We start from the raw sequence: 17,932 nt of genomic DNA, 5'->3' as shown, positions 1-17,932 counted from the left end.
TCGACCACCGGGAGCACCGGCGGCAGCAGCGACTGCTGGAGGGTCTGCGCGACCCGCCGGCGCTCGGCGTGGCCGGCGGCCGCCAGCACCGCCTGCGCCGCGCCCGGGTTGGTGAGCACGGCGACCGGCTGGGTGGTGCCGGCCGGGAAGGCCCGGGCCAGGGTCTCCGCGCCCGCCACCGCCTCCGGCTTCTCCCGGAACTGCTCGGTCTCCGACAGGCCGGTGCGGACGCCCAGGCCGCCGAGGGCGAGGGCGGCGAGGAGCAGGGTGGCCAGCGCGGCGACCGGCAGCGGCCGGCGGACGACGGCGCCGCCGAGCCGGTCCCAGAGCCGGCCCTCCCGCGCCGCGCCACCGACCCGGGGTACGAACGGCCAGAACAGCCGCCGCCCGAAGAGCACCAGGGCGGCGGGGAGTACGAAGAGCGCGGAGGCCATGGCGAGGACCACGCCGGTGGCGCAGGCCACCGCGAGTGCCCGGTTGGTCTCCTGCTCGGACAGCAGCAGGGTGAGCACGCCGAGGACCACGGTGGAGCCGCTGGCCAGGATCGGCTCGGCGGTGCGGCGCAGCGCCGCCCGCATGGCCGTGAACCGGTTCTCCTCGCGGCGCAGCTCCTCCCGGTAGCGGGCGATCAGCAGCAGCGCGTAGTCGGTCGCGGCGCCGAAGACGAGCACGCTGGCGATGCCGGTGACCTGGCCCTCCTGGAGGTGGATGCCGAGCGCGGGCACGATCGTGTCGACCGCGCGCAGGGTGAGCTGCTCGGTCGCGGCCACCACCAGCAGCGGCACGAGCCACAGGAACGGGCTGCGGTAGGTGATCAGCAGCAGCAGCGCCACGACGCCGGCGGTGACCGCGAGCAGGGTGATGTCGGCGCCGTCGAAGACCTTGGTGAGGTCGGCGGTGAAGGCGGGCGCGCCGGTCACCTCGACGGTCAGCGCGTCGGGCAGGTCGGCCAGCGCCGCGCGGACCTCGGCCACCTCGTCCACCACGGCCTCCTGGCCGCCGGCGGTGGGCAGGGGCACGGCGACCAGGGCCACCGTGCCGTCGGGGGAGAACTGGGCCGGGGCGACCCGGCCGCCCGCGGCGAGCCGGCTGAGCGCGGCGGACGCGCCGTCGAGCGCGGCCCGGTCGGACCTGGTCAGCGGGGCGCGGTCGGTGCGGCTGACCACCACGACGGCGGGCTGCACGTCGCTGTCCGGGAGCTGGTCCTGGAGGCGTTCGACCTGCGTCGACTGCCAGCGCACGGAGAGGCCGGTGGCGGAGACGGGTTCGGGGTTGTCGGGGCGCGGCAGCCCGAAGACGACCGCGCCGACGACGAGCGCGGCGGCCACGGTGAGCCAGGCGGCGAGCCGGCCCCGTGCGACGCGGGTGAACAGTGACATCGGGATGCCCTCATGACTCTCGATCAGCAAGTATCTTGATGAGCGAGATTATCGGTCGAGGTTCTATGCTGCAACCGGACGGTTCGGGCAGGGGGTAGCGGCGAGACGTGGGAGCGCAGGGCATGTACCGGCGGCGGGACGACCGGCGCGGGCAGATGGTCGCCGACATCACCAACGACCTGCGCCGCTACTCGGTGGACGCGCAGCACATCGGGCACGCGTTCGCCGGCCTGCACGGCCTCAACGCCACCGACCTGCACGCCCTCATCGCGGTGATGGACGCCGAACTGCTCGGTGACCCGATCACCCCCGGTCGGCTGGGGGAAGTGCTCAACCTCTCCTCCGGCTCGGTGACCGCGCTCGTCGACCGGCTGGAGCGGGGCGGGCACATCCGCCGCGACCGGGACACCGCCGACCGGCGCAAGGTCTTCCTGCACTACGCCGACCGGGGCGCCACCCTGGCCCGCGACTTCTTCGGCCCGCTCGGCCGGCGGACCGACGAGGTGATGGACCGGTTCAGCGACGACGAGCTGGCCGTCGTGCACCGGTTCATGGCCGAGATGGTGGTCTCGATGCGCGAGCACCGGGACGCCGTGCGCGCGGCCCGGGGCGAGCCCCGGCGCGGCGGCGCGACGGAACGCGCCGCGGACTGAGCGTGCGACTGGTCACCCGGCTCGCCGCGGCGGCGCTGCGGCTGCCCGCCGCCCGGACCCGGCGGATCACGGTCACCCGGGACCTCCCGGTCCGGGTCCGCGACGGGGTGACGCTGCGCACCGACCACTACGCCCCGGACCTGCCCGGGGCGGCCTGCGTGCTGATCCGCACCCCGTACGGCCGGGGCGGTCCGGTCCGGCTGCTCGGCCGCCTCCTCGCCGAGCGCGGCTACCACGTGGTGATCCAGTCCTGCCGGGGCACGTACGGCTCCGGCGGCGCGTTCGCCCCGCTGGTGCACGAGCGCGACGACGGGCTGGACACCCTCGACTGGCTGCGCCGGCAGCCCTGGTGGACCGGTGCGTTCGGCATGTTCGGCGCCAGCTACCAGGGGTTCGTGCAGTGGGCGGTCGCCGCCGAGGCGGCCGACGAGCTGCGCGCGATGGTCGCCGTGGTGACCGCCTCGGCCACCCGGGACTCGACGTACGCGGGGGAGTCCTTCGCGCTGGACACCGTGCTCACCTGGGCGGAGCTGCTCCAGGCGCAGACGGTGCCCTGGCTGGCCCGGCAGTGGGAGCTCAAGCGGGGGCAGCCCCGGCTCGCCCGGGCGCTGGCCCACCTGCCGCTGGCCGAGGCGGACCGGATCGCCACCGGGGTGACCGTGCCGTTCTTCCAGGAGTGGCTGCGCCACCACACCCCGGACGCCGACTACTGGCGGACCCGGATCCTCGGCGACCGGATCGCCGAGGTCCGCGCGCCGGTGGCGATGGTCAGCGGCTGGCAGGACATCTTCCTCCCGGCCCAGCTCGACGACTTCGCCCGGCTCCGGGCGGCCGGCGCCCGCCCCCGGCTGACCGTCGGCCCGTGGACCCACGGCAGCCCCGGGCTGCTCGTCGCGGCCCTGCGCGAGGGGCTCGACTGGCTCGACGAGCACCTGGCCGGGCGCCCGGCGCCGGGCCGCGCGCCGGTGCGGGTGCACCTCGGTGGCGCCGGCGGCGGCTGGCGTGACCTGCCCGACTGGCCCCCGCCGGCCGAGCCGACCCGCTGGCACCTGCACGCCGGCCGGGCGCTCGACCCCGCGCCGCCGGCCGGCTCCGCGCCCGACCGGATCTGCTACGACCCGGCCGACCCCACGCCGTCGCTCGGCGGTCCGCTGCTGGTCGCCCAGCGGGCCGGCGCGGTGGACAACCGGCCGGTGGAGGCCCGGCCGGACGTGCTGACGTACACCAGCGCGCCGCTGGCCGGGCCGGTCGAGGTCATCGGCCCGGTGCGCGCCGAGATCCACGTCCGCAGCGAGCTGTCCTACCTGGACGTCTTCGTCCGGCTCTGCGACGTCGACCGGCGCGGGCGGTCGTGGAACGTCTGCGACGGCCTGGTCCGGGTCGCCCCCGGGCGCTTCCCACGGGATCCGTCCGGTGTGGTCCGGGTGCCGGTCACCCTCTGGCCGGCCGCGCACCGCTTCGCATCCGGGCACCGGCTCCGCGTCCAGGTCTCCGGCGGCGCCCACCCCCGCTACGCGCGGAACCCGGGCACCGGCGAACCGCTCGGCACCGCCGTCACTCTTCGTGCTGGCTGGCGGGAGATCCTGCACGATCCCGAGCATCCTTCGGCGCTGGTGCTGCCCGTCGTCACGCCACCGTCCAGTGCGGGGCGATAGTTCCAGATAGTGCTCTGAGCTGGGCATTCACTCCTGGGTGTGGATATCCTCGGGGCAGTGCCCGGTGCCGTGCAGCTGTCCGGTGGGGCACGTCCCCGGATCATCCGCGTTTACGCGTAGTGATTGCTGTGCCCGATCGGCCATCGATCCGGAGGGGAGATCCCATGACGTCGGCCCCGGCGAACCTGTTGGCCGTCCGCAACCTGTTGCTCACCCACCTCAACGTCGACAAGGACACCGTCCGGAGTCAGGACCTGGAACCGGCCGAGGTCGGCATCGTCGGCGATCCCAATCACAAGGGCGGCTACCACTGCGGATCCGACCGGGTGGTGCCCAACGACTACTCCGTGGTGGAGTCCACCCGGGACTCCACCGGGCTGACCCTGCACGCGTCCGCCCTGGACGTCGGGATGTTCTCCGTCTCCTCGGGTGGGGGCACCCACAACCTGCGTACCTTCTCGACCTGGTGCGTGTCGCAGTGCGCCGTGGGCGCCGCGGACGCCCAGGACATCCGGGAGATCATCTACTCCCCGGACGGCACGACGGTGCGCCGCTGGGACCGGCTGGGCAAGCGCACCAGCGGGGACAGCAGCCACCTGTTCCACACCCACTTCAGCTTCTTCCGTGACGCCACCAAGGCGGGCCGGGACCAGACCCCGCTGTTCCGTCGCTACCTGACCGCGATCGGCCTGATCGCCCCACCGAAGCCGGAGACCGACATGGAACAGACCGACAAGCTCATCAAGGACACCGGATACGAGAACCGGACCGTCGGCGACGTCCTGGCCGACCTGGAGAACCTGCGCAACTGGCTGATCTCGCCGGTCAACACCGCCGGGCTGGTCACCCCACCCCAGGCGAACTCGCCGCTGCAGCAGATGCTGGCCATGGCGCGGGCCTGGCCGGCGCTCGTCGCGCAGGTGACCGCGTTGTCCAGCAGGGACTTCACCGACGAGCAGCAGATCGTCACCGGAGTGCTCGCCGGGCTGCCGCCGGAGACGATCGCCGCGGCGATCCCCTCGCAGATCGCCCGGGACGTGGCCGACGAGCTGTCCCGGCGGCTGACCGCCTGACCGGGCCCGGCCCGCGGCGAGTGCCGCGCCGCGGCTCGGGCCCTGCGTGGCCGAGGCAATCAGCAACAGGTGTTGCGCAACAGCTCTTGCGAATGTCATCCTCTCCGCATGGAGAAGCCCACCGTCCGGCAGGTCACCGACTCCCGCGTCCTCGCCGCGCTCGCCCACCCGCTGCGGCGCCGCCTCATGGACGTCCTCAAGGTGTACGGCGCGTGCACCGTCGGCCTGCTCGCCGAGCGCACCGCACAGGCGCCGGCCAACGTCAGCCACCACCTCAAGGTGCTGGCCGCCGCCGATCTGGTGCTGGAGGCGCCCGAACTGGCCCGGGACCGCCGGGAACGCTGGTGGCGGCTGCGGGACCGCGGGGTGCGCTGGTCCAACACCGACTTCGATGCCGACCCCGCCGCCCGGGCGGTGGCCGACGCGGCCAGCTCGCTGAACCTGGACCGGCACGTCGCCCTGGTGCGGGACTGGTACGCCGCGCCCGACGAGGCCCACGCCGCCTGGGGCGACGGCCCGTTCAGCACCGACAAGTGGCTCCAGCTGACCCCGGCGGAGCTGGCCCAGCTCAGCCAGGAGGTCACCGACCTCTTCGCCCGCTGGGCCGACCGACCCGCCCCGGACGACGGGCAGCGACGCGAGCCGGTCTTCCTGTTCGCGCACGGTGTCCCGGGTCAGCCGTGACGGCCGCGGCCCGCACCACCGTGCCGGACACCGACTCCCGGCCGCGCGGGGGCCTGCTCCGGCACCGGGACTTCCGGCTGCTCTGGGCCGGGCAGACGGTCAGCGCCGTCGGCAGCAACGTGACCGCCGTGGCGCTGCCCCTGGTCGCGGTGGCGGTGCTCGACGCGACCACGTTCCAGGTGGCGGTGCTCACCGCCGCGGCCTGGCTGCCCTGGCTGTTGGCCGGCCTGCCTGCCGGGGCCTGGGTCGACCGGGTCCGCCGGCGCCCCGTGATGGTCGCCGCCGACCTGCTCTCGGCGGCGCTGTTCGCCAGCGTCCCGGTGGCCGCCCTGCTCGACCTGCTCACCGTCGGCCAGCTCCTGGTCGTCGCCCTCGGCGCCGGCCTGGCCCGGGTCTTCTTCGAGACCGCCGACCAGGTCTACCTGCCCACCCTGCTGCGCCCCGAGCAGGTGCCGGAGGGCAACGCCAAGCTGCACGCCACGCAGACCGCCAGCTACCTCGTCGGCCCCGGGCTGGCCGGTCTGATCGCCCAGCTCGCCGGCGCGGTGACCGCGGTCCTGCTCGACGCCCTGAGCTTCCTGGTCTCCGCCGCGTGCCTGAGCCGCATCCGGGCCCCCGAGCCCCCGCCGGGGCGCCCCGCCGGGTCGCCCTCGCTGCGCCGGGAGGTCGCCGACGGGCTGCGCTTCGTGGTCCGCGACCCGTACCTGCGGGTGCTCACGGTCTTCGGCGCGGCCAGCAACATCGGGCTCAGCGGCTACCAGGCGGTGCTGGTGGTCTTCCTGGTCCGCTCCGCCGGCCTGCCGGCCGGCCTGGTCGGGCTCCTGATCGGACTGGCCAGCGTGGGCGGGCTCCTCGGCGCCGCCCTGGCCACCGGGCTCGCCCGGCGGCTCGGCTCCGCCCGCGCCCTGCTCGTCGCGGGCGCGCTCACCGGCCCGCCGGCGCTGCTCATCCCGCTGGCCGGCCCGGGCGGCCGGGTGGCCTGGCTGGTGCTCGGCGGCGCGCTGGTCAGCCTGGGCGTCGCCGTGGGCAACGTGGTGAAGGGCAGCTTCCGGCAGACGTACACGCCGCACCGGCTGCTCGGGCGGGTGACCGTCAGCATGCAGCTGCTGAACTACGGCACCATCCCGCTCGCCGCCCTGCTGGCCGGGGCGCTGGGCGCCGCGTGGGGGCCGGCCGGGGCGATGCGGGTCATGACCGCCTGGCTCGCGCTGACCCCGCTCATCCTGCTGGCCGGGCCGCTGCGGCGCCGCCGTGACCTGCCGGCGGCCCCGGCCTGAGAACGCGCTGCGGCGGCGGTCGGACACCCGACCGCCGCCACCGGCACGAAGCTACATCGGACGGACGTTGTCCGCCTGCGGACCCTTCTGCCCCTGGGTCACCTCGAACTCGACCTTCTGGCCCTCGTTCAGCTCGCGGTAGCCGCCGGATTGGATTGCCGAGTAGTGGACGAACACGTCCGGACCTCCGCCGTCCTGCTCGATGAAGCCGAAGCCCTTTTCCGAGTTGAACCACTTGACCGTGCCGGTTGCCATGCGTCTCTCCCTGTTCAATGCGGGTGAGCACCGGTCGCGGCCGGTGATCGCCCTGTACCTTCCCGACAGTAACCGCCCGAACCGCGATTCGCTGGCGGAAGTGCCGGCGTGGCCCACGAATACGCCGTCAGCGAGAAAATCCCTCCGGTCCGGCGCGGTGAGGGGCATGCTTGCCCCGGTGAGGACACAGACGCCGCTGGCCGACCTGGAACGGGAGATCACGGCGCCCGGCGACGGCCTGGACCGGCTCCGGCTGGTCGACGCGCCGTTCGTGCCGGAGGTCCGCCTGCACCTCGCCGAGGACGCCATCCTCTGGTGGGCCCGGATGGAGGCGGCGGCCGGCCGGTCGCTGCCGCCGCCGTACTGGGCCTCCGTCTGGGCCGGCGGGCAGGCGCTCGCCCGCTACCTGCTCGACCACCCCCACCTGGCCGCCGGGCGGCGGGTGCTCGACCTGGCCGCCGGCTCCGGGCTGGTCGCCATCGCGGCCGCGCTCGCCGGCGCCGACCGGGTGGTCGCCAACGACGTCGACCCCTGGGCGGTGGCGGCCGTGACGGTCAACGCACGGGCCAACCGGGTGGCCGTGGCGGCCACCGTGGACGACCTGCTGGACGGCACCGCCAGCGCCGACCTGGTGCTGGCCGGGGACGTCCTCTACGACGCCGCGCTGGCCGCGCGGGTGCTGCCGTACCTGCAACGGGCCGCCGACCGGGGCGTCCAGGTGCTGGTCGGCGACCCGGACCGGGGACACCTGCCGCCCGACCGGCTGGAGCTGGTGGCGGCGTACCCGGTGCCCGTCACCGAGCCCTCGGTCGACTCCCCGGTCCGCCGGGTCCAGGTCCTGCGCCCCCGCTGACCCCTCAGGGATCATCCGGAGTCGGACTCGGGGGCCGGTGGGGGATCAAACCGGATGTGCCGGGTCGCCCCGGGGCCCTAGCGTACGAAGCATGACGGATCTGCTGGCCCAGGTCGGGGAGCTGCCCACCACCCTGCTGATGGGGATGCTCGGCATGGTCATGCTCGCCGACGCCGTACCCCTGCTCGGGGTGCTGGTGCCCGGCGACGCCGCGGTCCTCGCCGCGGTCGGCGCGGGCCGGCCGGCCACCGGGCTGGCGACCGTCGTGGCGGTGGTGGCCGGCTGTCTCGCCGGTTGGTCGCTGAGCTTCCTGGCCGGGCGGCGCTGGGGCGAGCGGCTGCGGCGCAGCCGGCTGGGCGAGTGGATCGGCGAGCCCCGCTGGGCCGCCGCCGAGGCGCTGCTGCGCCGCGGCGGCGGGCGGATGGTGCTGGTGGCGCCGTTCCTGCCGGTGTTCAACGCGCTGCTGCCGCTGGCCGCCGGCGGGCTGCGGATGTCGTACCGGAGGTTCGTGGCCTGCGCGGCGCTCGGCGCGACGCTCTGGGCCGGCCTCTACGTGGCCCTCGGCGTCACGGCGCGGGCGCTGACCGGGCTGCTGCCCGGGGCGCCGAACCCGACCGTGCTCACCATGACGGTCGGGCTGCTGCTCGCCGGTCCGGTGCTGCTCGGCACCCGGCACCGGCTCCGCGCGGTCACCGGCGCGGACGCCGTCTGAGCGGGCCGGCCCGCCGCGCTCACCAGCCGCGGGCCCGCCACTGCGGCAGGGCGGGGCGCTCGGCGCCGAGCGTGCTGTCCTTGCCGTGCCCCGGATAGAACCAGGTCTCGTCCGGCAGCCGGTCGAAGAGCTTCCCCTCGACGTCGTCGATGAGCTGGCCGAACCGTTCCGGGTCCTGCTCGGTGTTGCCGACCCCGCCGGGGAAGAGCGAGTCCCCGGTGAACAGGTGCGGCACGCCGGACGGGTCGCGGTAGAGCAGCGCGATCGACCCCGGGGTGTGCCCCTTGAGGTGGATCACCTCCAGCGCGCAGTCGCCGACCGGGACCGTGTCGCCCTCGCGCAGCGGCTCGGCGTCGATCGGCAGCCCCTCGGCGTCGTCGGCGTGCACCAGCGGGCGGGCGCCGGTCTTGGCGACCACCTCCTCCAGGGCGACCCAGTGGTCCATGTGCCGGTGGGTCGTGACGACCGCGGTCAGCCCGCCGTCACCGACCAGGTCGAGCAGGCGGGGCGCCTCGTTCGCGGCGTCGATCAGCACCTGCTCGCCGGTCTCCCGGCAGCGCAGCAGGTAGGCGTTGTTGTCCATGGGGCCCACCGACACCTTGCTGATGGTGAGCCGGTCGAGCTCGCGCACGGCCGGCGCACCGCCGGGCGTGACGTCTCCGCTGTAGGTCATGACGGCGTTCAGATCCATTCCGGTGGAGTCGGCAGGGGACCGTCGGGAGTGACGGTGAGCACCTCGCCCGCGCTGCGGCCGGTCAGCCAGGCGGCGAGTTCCGGCGCGGGGCCGGTGATCGTGGGCGCCCCCTCGGGGTCACCCACGACGAGTTCGTGCCGGACGCCGTCGAAGCGCAGCACCATGGCCGGCGCCTCCGGGTTGCCGGCCAGGCCGGCCGCCACCTCGTGCAGCAGCCGCTGGGCGAACGCGTCCGGCCAGTCGGTCGGCCGGTAGTCGGCGCCGAGGTCGACGTGGTGCACCTCGACCTCGCGCAGCCGGCCCCAGACCAGCATCGCCGCCGGCCACGGGCCGCGCCGGGTCTGCACGGTGGCCCCCCACGCCTCGACCGGCATCTCGGCGACCGCCGCGGTGAACCGCTGCGAGCTGCGGCGCAGGTCGTCCATGAGGTCGGCCGGACCCCGGCCGGCGCCCGCCTCGATGTCGGCGGAGCGGGCCTCGGGGCTGGCGTACATGGGAATCGCCTCGCCGGTGCGGGCGGAGGTGAGCAGGTTGACGAACCCGTCGGCGTTGCGGGCCAGGTGGGTCAGGACGTGGGCGCGGGTCCAGCCCGGCAGCAGGGACGGCGCGGCGACGTCGTGGTTGCCCAGGGCGGCCACGGTACGCAGCAGCCGGGCGGTCGCCTCGTCCAGCTCGCCGGTCAGCAGGAGGGGATCGCTCGTCACGTCTTGGACCCTAGCGGTAGGCCGCCGCCGCGTCGCCGGGGAAATGGCTTTCGGCGCGTCGGCATGACCCCCTACCGTCGGGGCCGACGGCCTCAGGTCGCGGCGCGGCATCAGACGCGCCGGGCTGACGCCGTCGTCGGACGCGGGCACCGGGAGTCGGAGCGGAGGTGGTGAGCATGCCGGTCGCAGCACGCGTGTTCCGCCACGAACTCCCTCGACACCGATAGGACATCATGACCATCGATCTGACCGCCCTCGGCTGGGACGCCGACCGGGCGGCGTACCTGAATTCACGCGGCGACCGCCGGCCGGGCCGGGTGGCCCGCGTCGACCGCGGCGTCTGCACCGTGCTCCGCCCGGAGGGGCCCGTCCGGGCCAGCCTGGGCGGCGGGGTGCTCGCGGCCGCGGCCCGCGACCTGACCGCGCTGCCCTGCGCCGGCGACTGGGTGCTGCTGGCCACCTGGCCGGACGGGCCGGTCACCGTGGAGACCGTGCTGCCCCGCCGCACCGCGCTGGTCCGGCGCACCGCCGGCAAGGACGCCAGCGGCCAGGTGCTGGCCGCCAACCTCGACGCCGCCGCGGTGGTCGAGCCGGTGCACCCGGCGCCGGATGCCGCCCGGATCGAGCGGCTGCTCTCGCTGGCGCACGAGTCCGGCGCCGAGCCGCTCGTCGTGCTCACCAAGGCCGACCTCGCACCGGACCCGGCGGCGGTGGCCCGGCAACTCGCCGCCCTGGCGCCCGGGGTGCCGGTGCTGCCGGTCAGCGCCGAGCGCGGCGCGGGGCTGGACCCGCTGCGCCGGTACGTCGCGCCGGGGCGAACCCTCGGCCTGCTCGGGCCGTCCGGCGCGGGCAAGTCGAGCCTGGTCAACGCCCTGGCCGGGGCCGACGTGATGCGGACCCAGGCGATCCGGCGGTCCGACGGCAAGGGCCGGCACACCACCACCTGGCGGGCGCTGGTGCCGATCCCCGGCGGTGGAGCGGTGCTGGACACCCCCGGCGTGCGGGCGGTCGGCCTGCTGGACGGCTCGGCCGGCCTGGACCGGGCGTTCGCCGACATCGCCGAGCTCGCCGCCGGCTGCCGGTACGCCGACTGCGCCCACGAGGCCGAGCCGGCCTGCGCGGTGCGGGCGGCGCTGGAGTGCGGCGACCTGCCGGTCCGGCGCTGGGAGAACTGGCGCCGGCTCCAGCGCGAGGTGGCCTACGAGAGCCGGCGCCGGGAGGTCCGGCTGGCCGCCGAGCGCCGGGGCAGCTGGCGGGGCGGGCGGCGGCGGACCGGGCGTCCGGCGACCCCGCCCGGAGCCGGGGGACTCTAGACGGCGTGTCGGCGGTCGGGCGGGTCGCATCGTTCCCGCCCGACCACGCTGACCTGGGGGAATGTCCGGCCGACGGAAGTTGTCACACCTCGGGGCTAGAGTTGCCGAGGCGTCTTCCCTGCGCCTCGACAACCCTCGAAAACCGCCCGGACCCCGCGTCGGGCGGACAGATCCGCCTCACCATCTTCTTCCGGGAGCACACGCACCGTGGCCGACCGACTGATCATCCGTGGCGCGCGCGAGCACAACCTGCGTGACGTCAGTCTCGACCTGCCCCGGGACGCCCTGATCGTCTTCACCGGGCTATCCGGTTCGGGCAAGTCGAGCCTGGCGTTCGACACCATCTTCGCCGAGGGGCAGCGCCGCTACGTCGAGTCGCTGTCGTCGTACGCCCGGCAGTTCCTCGGCCAGATGGACAAGCCCGACGTCGACTTCATCGAGGGTCTCAGCCCCGCGGTCTCCATCGACCAGAAGTCCACCTCGCGCAACCCGCGCTCCACCGTCGGCACCATCACCGAGGTCTACGACTACCTCCGCCTGCTCTTCGCCCGCATCGGCGAGCCGCACTGCCCGATCTGCGGCGAGCGGATCTCCAAGCAGAGCCCGCAGCAGATCGTCGACCGGGTGCTGGCCATGGCCGAGGGCACCCGGTTCATGGTGCTCGCCCCGGTGGTGCGCGGCCGCAAGGGCGAATACGTCGACCTCTTCGCCGAGCTCCAGGCCAAGGGCTACGCCCGGGCCCGGGTCGACGGCGTCGTGCACCCGCTGACCGAGCCGCCCAAGCTCAAGAAGCAGGAGAAGCACACCATCGAGGTGGTCATCGACCGGCTCAGCGTCAAGGCGAGCGCCAAGCAGCGGCTGACCGACTCGGTCGAGGCGGCGCTCGGCCTCTCCGGCGGCCTGGTGCTGCTCGACTTCGTCGACCTGGCCGAGGACGACCCGGCCCGGGAGCGCCGCTACTCCGAGCACCTGGCGTGCCCCAACGACCACCCGCTGGCGATCGAGGACCTGGAGCCCCGGGTCTTCTCCTTCAACGCGCCCTACGGCGCCTGCCCGGAGTGCACCGGCCTGGGCACCAAGAAGGAGGTCGACCCGGAGCTGGTCATCCCGGACCCGGAGCGCACCCTGCGCGAGGGCGCCATCCAGCCCTGGGCGACCGGGCACAACCTGGAATACTTCCTGCGCCTGCTGGAGGCGCTCGGCGAGGCCGAGCACTTCGACGTCGACACCCCGTGGCGGGCGCTGCCGTCCCGGGCGCAGAAGACGATCCTGCACGGCTCCGACGACCAGGTGCACGTCCGCTACCGCAACAAGTACGGTCGCGAGCGCTCCTACTACACCGGCTTCGAGGGCGTGGTGCAGTGGATCGAGCGCCGGCACACCGACACCGAGTCGGAGTGGTCGCGGGACAAGTACGAGGGCTACATGCGGGACGTGCCCTGCGCGGCCTGCGGCGGCACCCGGCTCAAGCCCGAGGTGCTCGCGGTCACCCTGGCCGGCAAGAGCATCGCCGAGGTCTGCAACCTCTCCGTCGGCGAGGCCGCCGACCTGCTCGCCGGCATCGAGCTGACCGACCGGCAGAAGATGATCGCCGAGCGGGTGCTCAAGGAGATCAACGCCCGGCTGAGGTTCCTGCTCGACGTCGGGCTCGACTACCTCTCGCTGGACCGCCCGGCCGGCACCCTCTCCGGCGGCGAGGCGCAGCGCATCCGGCTCGCCACCCAGATCGGCTCCGGCCTGGTCGGCGTGCTCTACGTGCTGGACGAGCCCTCCATCGGCCTGCACCAGCGGGACAACCACCGGCTCATCGAGACCCTGCTGCGGCTGCGCGGGCTGGGCAACACGCTGATCGTGGTCGAGCACGACGAGGACACCATCCGGGTCGCCGACTGGATCGTCGACATCGGCCCGGGCGCCGGCGAGCACGGTGGCAAGATCGTGCACAGCGGGTCGGTGCCGGCCCTGCTGGAGAACGAGGAGTCGGTCACCGGGGCGTACCTGTCGGGGCGCAAGTCGATCCCGACGCCCGTCATCCGCCGGCCGCAGACCCCGGGCCGCGAGCTGGTGGTGCACGGGGCGCGCGAGCACAACCTGCGCAACCTCACCGTGGGCTTCCCGCTCGGCCAGCTCATCGCCGTCACCGGGGTCAGCGGCTCCGGCAAGTCGACCCTTGTCAACGACATCCTGCACGCCGTGCTGGCCAACCAGATCAACGGCGCCCGGCTGGTCCCCGGCCGGCACACCCGGATCACCGGGCTGGAGCACGTCGACAAGGTGGTCGGCGTCGACCAGTCGCCGATCGGGCGGACGCCCCGCTCCAACCCGGCCACCTACACCGGGGTCTGGGACCACATCCGCAAGCTCTTCGCCGAGACCACCGAGGCCAAGGTCCGGGGGTACGGTCCGGGTCGGTTCTCGTTCAACGTCAAGGGCGGGCGCTGCGAGGCGTGCTCCGGCGACGGCACCATCAAGATCGAGATGAACTTCCTCCCGGACGTCTACGTCCCCTGCGAGGTGTGCAAGGGCGCCCGCTACAACCGGGAGACCCTGGAGGTGCACTACAAGGGCAAGACGGTCGCCGAGGTCCTGGACATGCCGATCGAGGAGGCGGCCGAGTTCTTCTCGGCCATCCCGGCCATCCACCGGCACCTCAAGACCCTGGTCGACGTCGGCCTCGGCTACGTCCGCCTCGGCCAGCCCGCGCCGACCCTGTCCGGCGGCGAGGCGCAGCGCGTCAAGCTCGCCTCCGAGTTGCAGAAGCGTTCCACCGGCCGCACGGTCTACGTGCTCGACGAGCCCACCACCGGCCTGCACTTCGAGGACATCCGCAAGCTGCTGATGGTGCTCGAGGGCCTGGTCGAGAAGGGCAACACGGTGATCACCATCGAGCACAACCTCGACGTGATCAAGTCCGCCGACTGGATCATCGACATGGGCCCCGAGGGCGGGCACCGGGGCGGCACCGTGCTCGCCACCGGCACCCCGGAAGAGGTCGCCGAGGTGCCGGAGAGCCACACCGGCCAGTTCCTGCGGCCGATCCTCAAGCTGGACGGCGACGCCAAGGGCGCCAAGGCGGCCACCACCCGGGCGGCCAAGGCCAACGGCGGCGCGACGAAGTCGCGGGCCCGCAAGGTGCCGGCCGGGGCGCGCTGAGCGACGGCGTACGACGGGCGGGCCGGGGCGACCTGGCCCGCCCGATCTCTGCTCGGATATCCGTTTGGTGACGCGTCTGTATGAACCGTGCGGCACCCTGGTCCGTGTTCCGAAGTGTGGCCACGGATCATGACGGGGTGGCGACAGCCGAGAGAAAGGCCGGACATGAGTGATGATCAGGTGCTGACCGGACCGGGTACGCAGACGCGCCGGGCCCTGCTCGCGGGCGCCGGCGCGGTCGGCGCGGCCGTGGTGCTGACCGCCTGCGGCGACGACGCGGGCGACACGGCGGGCGGCCCGGCTCCCACCAGCGCCGGTCCTCCCGGTGCCACCAACGCCGGCGATCCCGAGGGCGGCAACCGGGACAGCACCGGTCCGCTCGCCCGGACCACCGACATCCCGGTCGGCGGCGGGGCGGTCTTCGCCAGCAAGGGCGTCGTCATCACCCAGCCCGAGGCCGGCCAGTTCAAGGCCTTCGACCCGATCTGCACCCACCAGGGCTGCCCGGTGTCGAACGTCGACGGCGGCACCATCAACTGCACCTGCCACAACAGCCGGTTCTCGATCACCGACGGCTCGGTGAAGCAGGGCCCGGCGACGAGGGCGCTCGCGCCGAAGAACATCAAGGTCACCGGCGAGCAGATCACCCTGGCCTGATCGTCCCGGCGCGTCCCCCGCTTGCCGCCCGGTCGTGGGGGACGCGCGGCGACGGCCGGGTGTCGGGGGTGCGGACTAGGCTTGGCGCGTGGCTGACCCCTCGACCTACCGTCCCGCACCTGGCACCATCCCGGAGTCGCCAGGGGTCTACCGCTTCCGCGACGGCACCGGCCGGGTGATCTACGTCGGCAAGGCGCGCAACCTGCGCAGCCGGCTCAACTCCTACTTCGCCGACCCGGTCAACCTGCACCAGCGCACCCGGCAGATGGTCTTCACCGCCGAGTCGGTGGACTGGATCACGGTCGCCACCGAGGTCGAGGCGCTCCAGCAGGAATACACCTGGATCAAGCAGTACGACCCGAGGTTCAACGTCCGCTACCGCGACGACAAGTCGTACCCGTACCTGGCCGTGACCCTCGACGAGGAATTCCCGCGGTTGCAGGTGATGCGGGGTGTCAAGCGCAAGGGGGTGCGCTACTTCGGGCCGTACTCGCACGCCTGGGCCATCCGCGAGACGCTGGACCTGCTGCTCCGCGTCTTCCCGGCGCGGACCTGCTCCTCCGGGGTGTTCAAGCGGGCCGGCCAGGTCGGCCGGCCCTGCCTGCTGGGTTACATCGGCAAGTGCTCCGCGCCGTGCGTCGGCAGCGTCAATGCCGAGGAGCACCGGGACATCGTCAACGGCTTCTGCGACTTCATGGCGGGCCGCACCGACACCATGGTCCGCCGGCTCGAGAAGGACATGCTGGAGGCCAGCGAGCAGCTCGAGTTCGAGCGGGCCGCCCGGCTGCGCGACGACGTGGCGGCGCTGCGCCGGGCCATGGAGAAGCAGACCGTGGTGCTCGGCGACGGCACCGACGCCGACGTGGTGGCCTTCGCCGACGACCCCCTCGAAGCCGCGGTCCAGGTCTTCCACGTCCGCGACGGCCGGGTCCGCGGCCAGCGCGGCTGGGTGGTGGAGAAGACCGAGGAGCTGACCACCGGCGACCTGGTGCACCACTTCTGCACCCAGGTCTACGGCGGCGAGCAGGGCGAGGCCGACGTGCCGCGCGAGCTGCTCGTGCCCGAGCTGCCCGGCGACGTCGACGCGCTCGCCGACTGGCTCTCCACCCGGCGGGGCAGCCGGGTGTCGCTACGGGTGCCGCAGCGCGGCGACAAGCGGTCGCTGCTGGAGACCGTCGAGCGCAACGCCAAGGACGCGCTGGCCCGGCACAAGCTCAAGCGGGCCGGCGACCTGACCACCCGCAGCCAGGCCCTCGACGAGATCGCCGACGCGCTCGGCATGCGGACCTCGCCGCTGCGCATCGAGTGCTTCGACGTCTCCCAGATCCAGGGCACCGACGTGGTGGCCAGCATGGTCGTCTTCGAGGACGGCCTGCCCCGCAAGAGCGAATACCGCCGGTTCATCGTGCGGGGCGCCACCGACGACCTCTCCGCCATGTCCGAGGTGCTGCGCCGGCGCTTCGCCCGCTACCTCGACGCCCGGGCCGAGACCGGCGAGATCGGCGAGGAGACCGCCGGCGACCCGGACCGGCCCGGCATCGACCCGACCACCGGACGGCCCCGCCGGTTCGCCTATCCGCCGCAGCTCGTGGTGGTCGACGGCGGCCCGCCCCAGGTAGCGGCCGCCGCGCAGGCCCTCGCCGAGCTGGGCATCGACGACGTGGCGCTCTGCGGGCTGGCCAAGCGGCTGGAGGAGGTCTGGCTGCCCGACGACGAGTTCCCGGTCATCCTGCCGCGCACCTCGGAGGCGCTCTACCTGCTCCAGCGGGTACGCGACGAGGCGCACCGCTTCGCCATCACGTTCCACCGCCAGCGGCGCTCCAAGCGGATGACCGAGTCGGCGCTGGACAACATCCCCGGCCTCGGCGAGGTACGCCGCAAGGCGCTCCTGCGGCACTTCGGCTCGCTGAAGCGGCTCTCCGCGGCGACGGTGGAGGAGATCACCGAGGTGCCGGGGGTGGGCAAGCGGACCGCCGAGGCGATCCTGGCCGCCCTCGACGAAGGCACCCAGCGCACCCCCAGCGCCTGACCGTCCGCCGCTCGGATCCGCATGACGTCCCGGCAGGTCCGGGCGGTGGATCGAATGTCAGTTCGGCGAGGACCCATCCGTCCCGCCGTTCCACCGCCAGAGTGCCGGTCACCCACGAAACGGACGCCGCCGCAGGTCGAGCGGTCCGGTGGAACAGCATGGAGGTATCCCGGCCGGGGAGACATCCATGGCGTTCCACTCGCGGCGCCAACCAGGGCGGGAAAACGGACATCCGCCCCAGAGTGGGGGTGTCCCGGCTGCGGCAGGCAGAAGCCGGGCTGCACGCCGCAGCCCGGCACCCCCTTCGTCGAAACGAACCTGCCGCCCGTCAGGTGCCCGGCGGCGGACATTAGCGCCGGGGCTGCGCGGCTTGGGGTGGATGTCCGGTTCGTGGCGGCGAGTTGCGGCATGCCTGTCCGGTTTCGGGCGGTGGTGTCGGGTGGTCGGCGCCACCGTCGGGGCGGAATCATGCCGGGGGCGGGGTCGTTGTACATGGCAGACCGCGCAGCACCCCGCCCCCGCGGTGAGGCAGCCGCCGGTTGGAATGACCGGCCCCCGCCGGTCGTTACATCCCCCGGACCGCGCACCATCGGTCCACGCCGGTGAGCCAGGGAATCATCGCCAGGCCCCGGTGGTTACATCCCCCGGACCGTGCACCACCGGTCCGAGCCGGTGAGCCAGGGAATCATCCCCGGCCCCGGTCGTTACATCCCCCCGGGACGTCGGATCAGGCCGAGGGAATCACACCCCGCCGCCGACGGTTACACCCCCGGACCGCCCGAGCAGGTCACCCCCTGATCGCCGGGCACCCTCCGAAGACTTTCTCAGCGGCACCCGCGCC

At 73.9% G+C, this 17,932-nt stretch carries 15 protein-coding genes; 11 read left to right on the top strand and 4 right to left on the bottom strand.

The genetic code is table 11. From position 1 onward, the window contains the following. Positions 1-1,379: MMPL family transporter (locus ABZV78_RS27910; RefSeq protein ID WP_355643273.1), on the bottom strand; the 1,379-nt coding region annotated here is incomplete at its 3' end. Positions 1,380-1,501: 122 nt separating this feature from the next. Here ABZV78_RS27910 and ABZV78_RS27905 point away from each other — a divergent pair. The 5 genes from ABZV78_RS27905 (at position 1,502) to ABZV78_RS27885 (ending at position 6,721) form a co-directional block, all read left to right on the top strand. Continuing rightward, the gene (locus tag ABZV78_RS27905; protein ID WP_355643277.1) at positions 1,502-2,032 is read left to right on the top strand and encodes a MarR family transcriptional regulator; all 531 of its coding nucleotides are present in this window, start codon (positions 1,502-1,504) and stop codon (positions 2,030-2,032) included. Then, a complete protein-coding gene (locus tag ABZV78_RS27900; RefSeq protein ID WP_355643275.1) occupies positions 2,029-3,687 on the top strand; it encodes a CocE/NonD family hydrolase in 1,659 nt (552 codons plus the stop codon). The genes ABZV78_RS27905 and ABZV78_RS27900 overlap by 4 nt, the downstream gene beginning before the upstream one ends. Before the next feature lie 164 nt (positions 3,688-3,851). Further along, entirely contained in the window at positions 3,852-4,760 is a 909-nt protein-coding gene (locus ABZV78_RS27895; protein ID WP_355643271.1) for a hypothetical protein, read from the top strand. 108 nt (positions 4,761-4,868) lie between these two features. Next, on the top strand, positions 4,869-5,444 hold the full coding sequence (locus tag ABZV78_RS27890) for a metalloregulator ArsR/SmtB family transcription factor (RefSeq protein WP_355643269.1): 576 nt from the start codon (positions 4,869-4,871) through the stop codon (positions 5,442-5,444). Then, positions 5,441-6,721, top strand: coding sequence for an MFS transporter (locus tag ABZV78_RS27885; RefSeq protein ID WP_355643267.1), 1,281 nt, complete (start codon positions 5,441-5,443; stop codon positions 6,719-6,721). Before ABZV78_RS27890 ends, ABZV78_RS27885 begins: the two co-directional genes overlap by 4 nt. Positions 6,722-6,772: 51 nt before the next feature. On the opposite strand, the gene ABZV78_RS27880 is transcribed toward ABZV78_RS27885, so the two are convergent. Then, positions 6,773-6,976, bottom strand: coding sequence for a cold-shock protein (locus ABZV78_RS27880; RefSeq protein ID WP_091059998.1), 204 nt, complete (start codon positions 6,974-6,976; stop codon positions 6,773-6,775). A 166-nt stretch (positions 6,977-7,142) separates the two neighbouring features. Between ABZV78_RS27880 and ABZV78_RS27875 the strand changes: the two genes are divergently transcribed. Continuing rightward, positions 7,143-7,829 carry a 50S ribosomal protein L11 methyltransferase gene (locus ABZV78_RS27875; protein WP_355643265.1) on the top strand — a complete coding sequence of 229 codons (687 nt, stop codon included), beginning with the start codon at positions 7,143-7,145 and terminating at the stop codon, positions 7,827-7,829. A 91-nt stretch (positions 7,830-7,920) separates the two neighbouring features. Then, complete coding sequence (locus ABZV78_RS27870; protein ID WP_355643263.1) at positions 7,921-8,541, top strand: VTT domain-containing protein; 621 nt, start codon at positions 7,921-7,923, stop codon at positions 8,539-8,541. 19 nt (positions 8,542-8,560) lie between these two features. Here ABZV78_RS27870 and ABZV78_RS27865 read toward each other — a convergent pair whose 3' ends face one another. After that, a complete protein-coding gene (locus tag ABZV78_RS27865) occupies positions 8,561-9,214 on the bottom strand; it encodes an MBL fold metallo-hydrolase (RefSeq protein ID WP_355643261.1) in 654 nt (217 codons plus the stop codon). A gap of 8 nt (positions 9,215-9,222) precedes the next feature. Then, positions 9,223-9,939 (bottom strand): maleylpyruvate isomerase family mycothiol-dependent enzyme, encoded by a 717-nt coding sequence (locus tag ABZV78_RS27860; protein ID WP_355643259.1) that lies wholly within the window; start codon positions 9,937-9,939, stop codon positions 9,223-9,225. Between the two features lie 233 nt (positions 9,940-10,172). Between ABZV78_RS27860 and rsgA the strand changes: the two genes are divergently transcribed. The 4 genes from rsgA to uvrC all read left to right on the top strand — a co-directional run bounded on the left by rsgA (position 10,173) and on the right by uvrC (position 17,091). After that, positions 10,173-11,252, top strand: coding sequence for a ribosome small subunit-dependent GTPase A (rsgA, locus tag ABZV78_RS27855; RefSeq protein WP_355643257.1), 1,080 nt, complete (start codon positions 10,173-10,175; stop codon positions 11,250-11,252). Positions 11,253-11,459: 207 nt separating this feature from the next. Continuing rightward, on the top strand, positions 11,460-14,405 hold the full coding sequence (gene uvrA, locus ABZV78_RS27850; RefSeq protein WP_355643255.1) for an excinuclease ABC subunit UvrA: 2,946 nt from the start codon (positions 11,460-11,462) through the stop codon (positions 14,403-14,405). A gap of 165 nt (positions 14,406-14,570) precedes the next feature. After that, on the top strand, positions 14,571-15,062 hold the full coding sequence (locus ABZV78_RS27845; protein WP_355643253.1) for a Rieske (2Fe-2S) protein: 492 nt from the start codon (positions 14,571-14,573) through the stop codon (positions 15,060-15,062). A gap of 88 nt (positions 15,063-15,150) precedes the next feature. Next, positions 15,151-17,091 carry an excinuclease ABC subunit UvrC gene (gene uvrC / locus ABZV78_RS27840; protein WP_355643251.1) on the top strand — a complete coding sequence of 647 codons (1,941 nt, stop codon included), beginning with the start codon at positions 15,151-15,153 and terminating at the stop codon, positions 17,089-17,091. Positions 17,092-17,932: the final 841 nt, after the last annotated feature.

The sequence above is a fragment of the Micromonospora sp. NPDC004540 genome (assembly GCF_040610095.1).
GTDB lineage: Bacteria > Actinomycetota > Actinomycetes > Mycobacteriales > Micromonosporaceae > Micromonospora.
The sequence above is the reverse complement of the archived record's forward strand: the minus strand, read 5'-3'. Positions and strand labels throughout refer to the sequence as shown.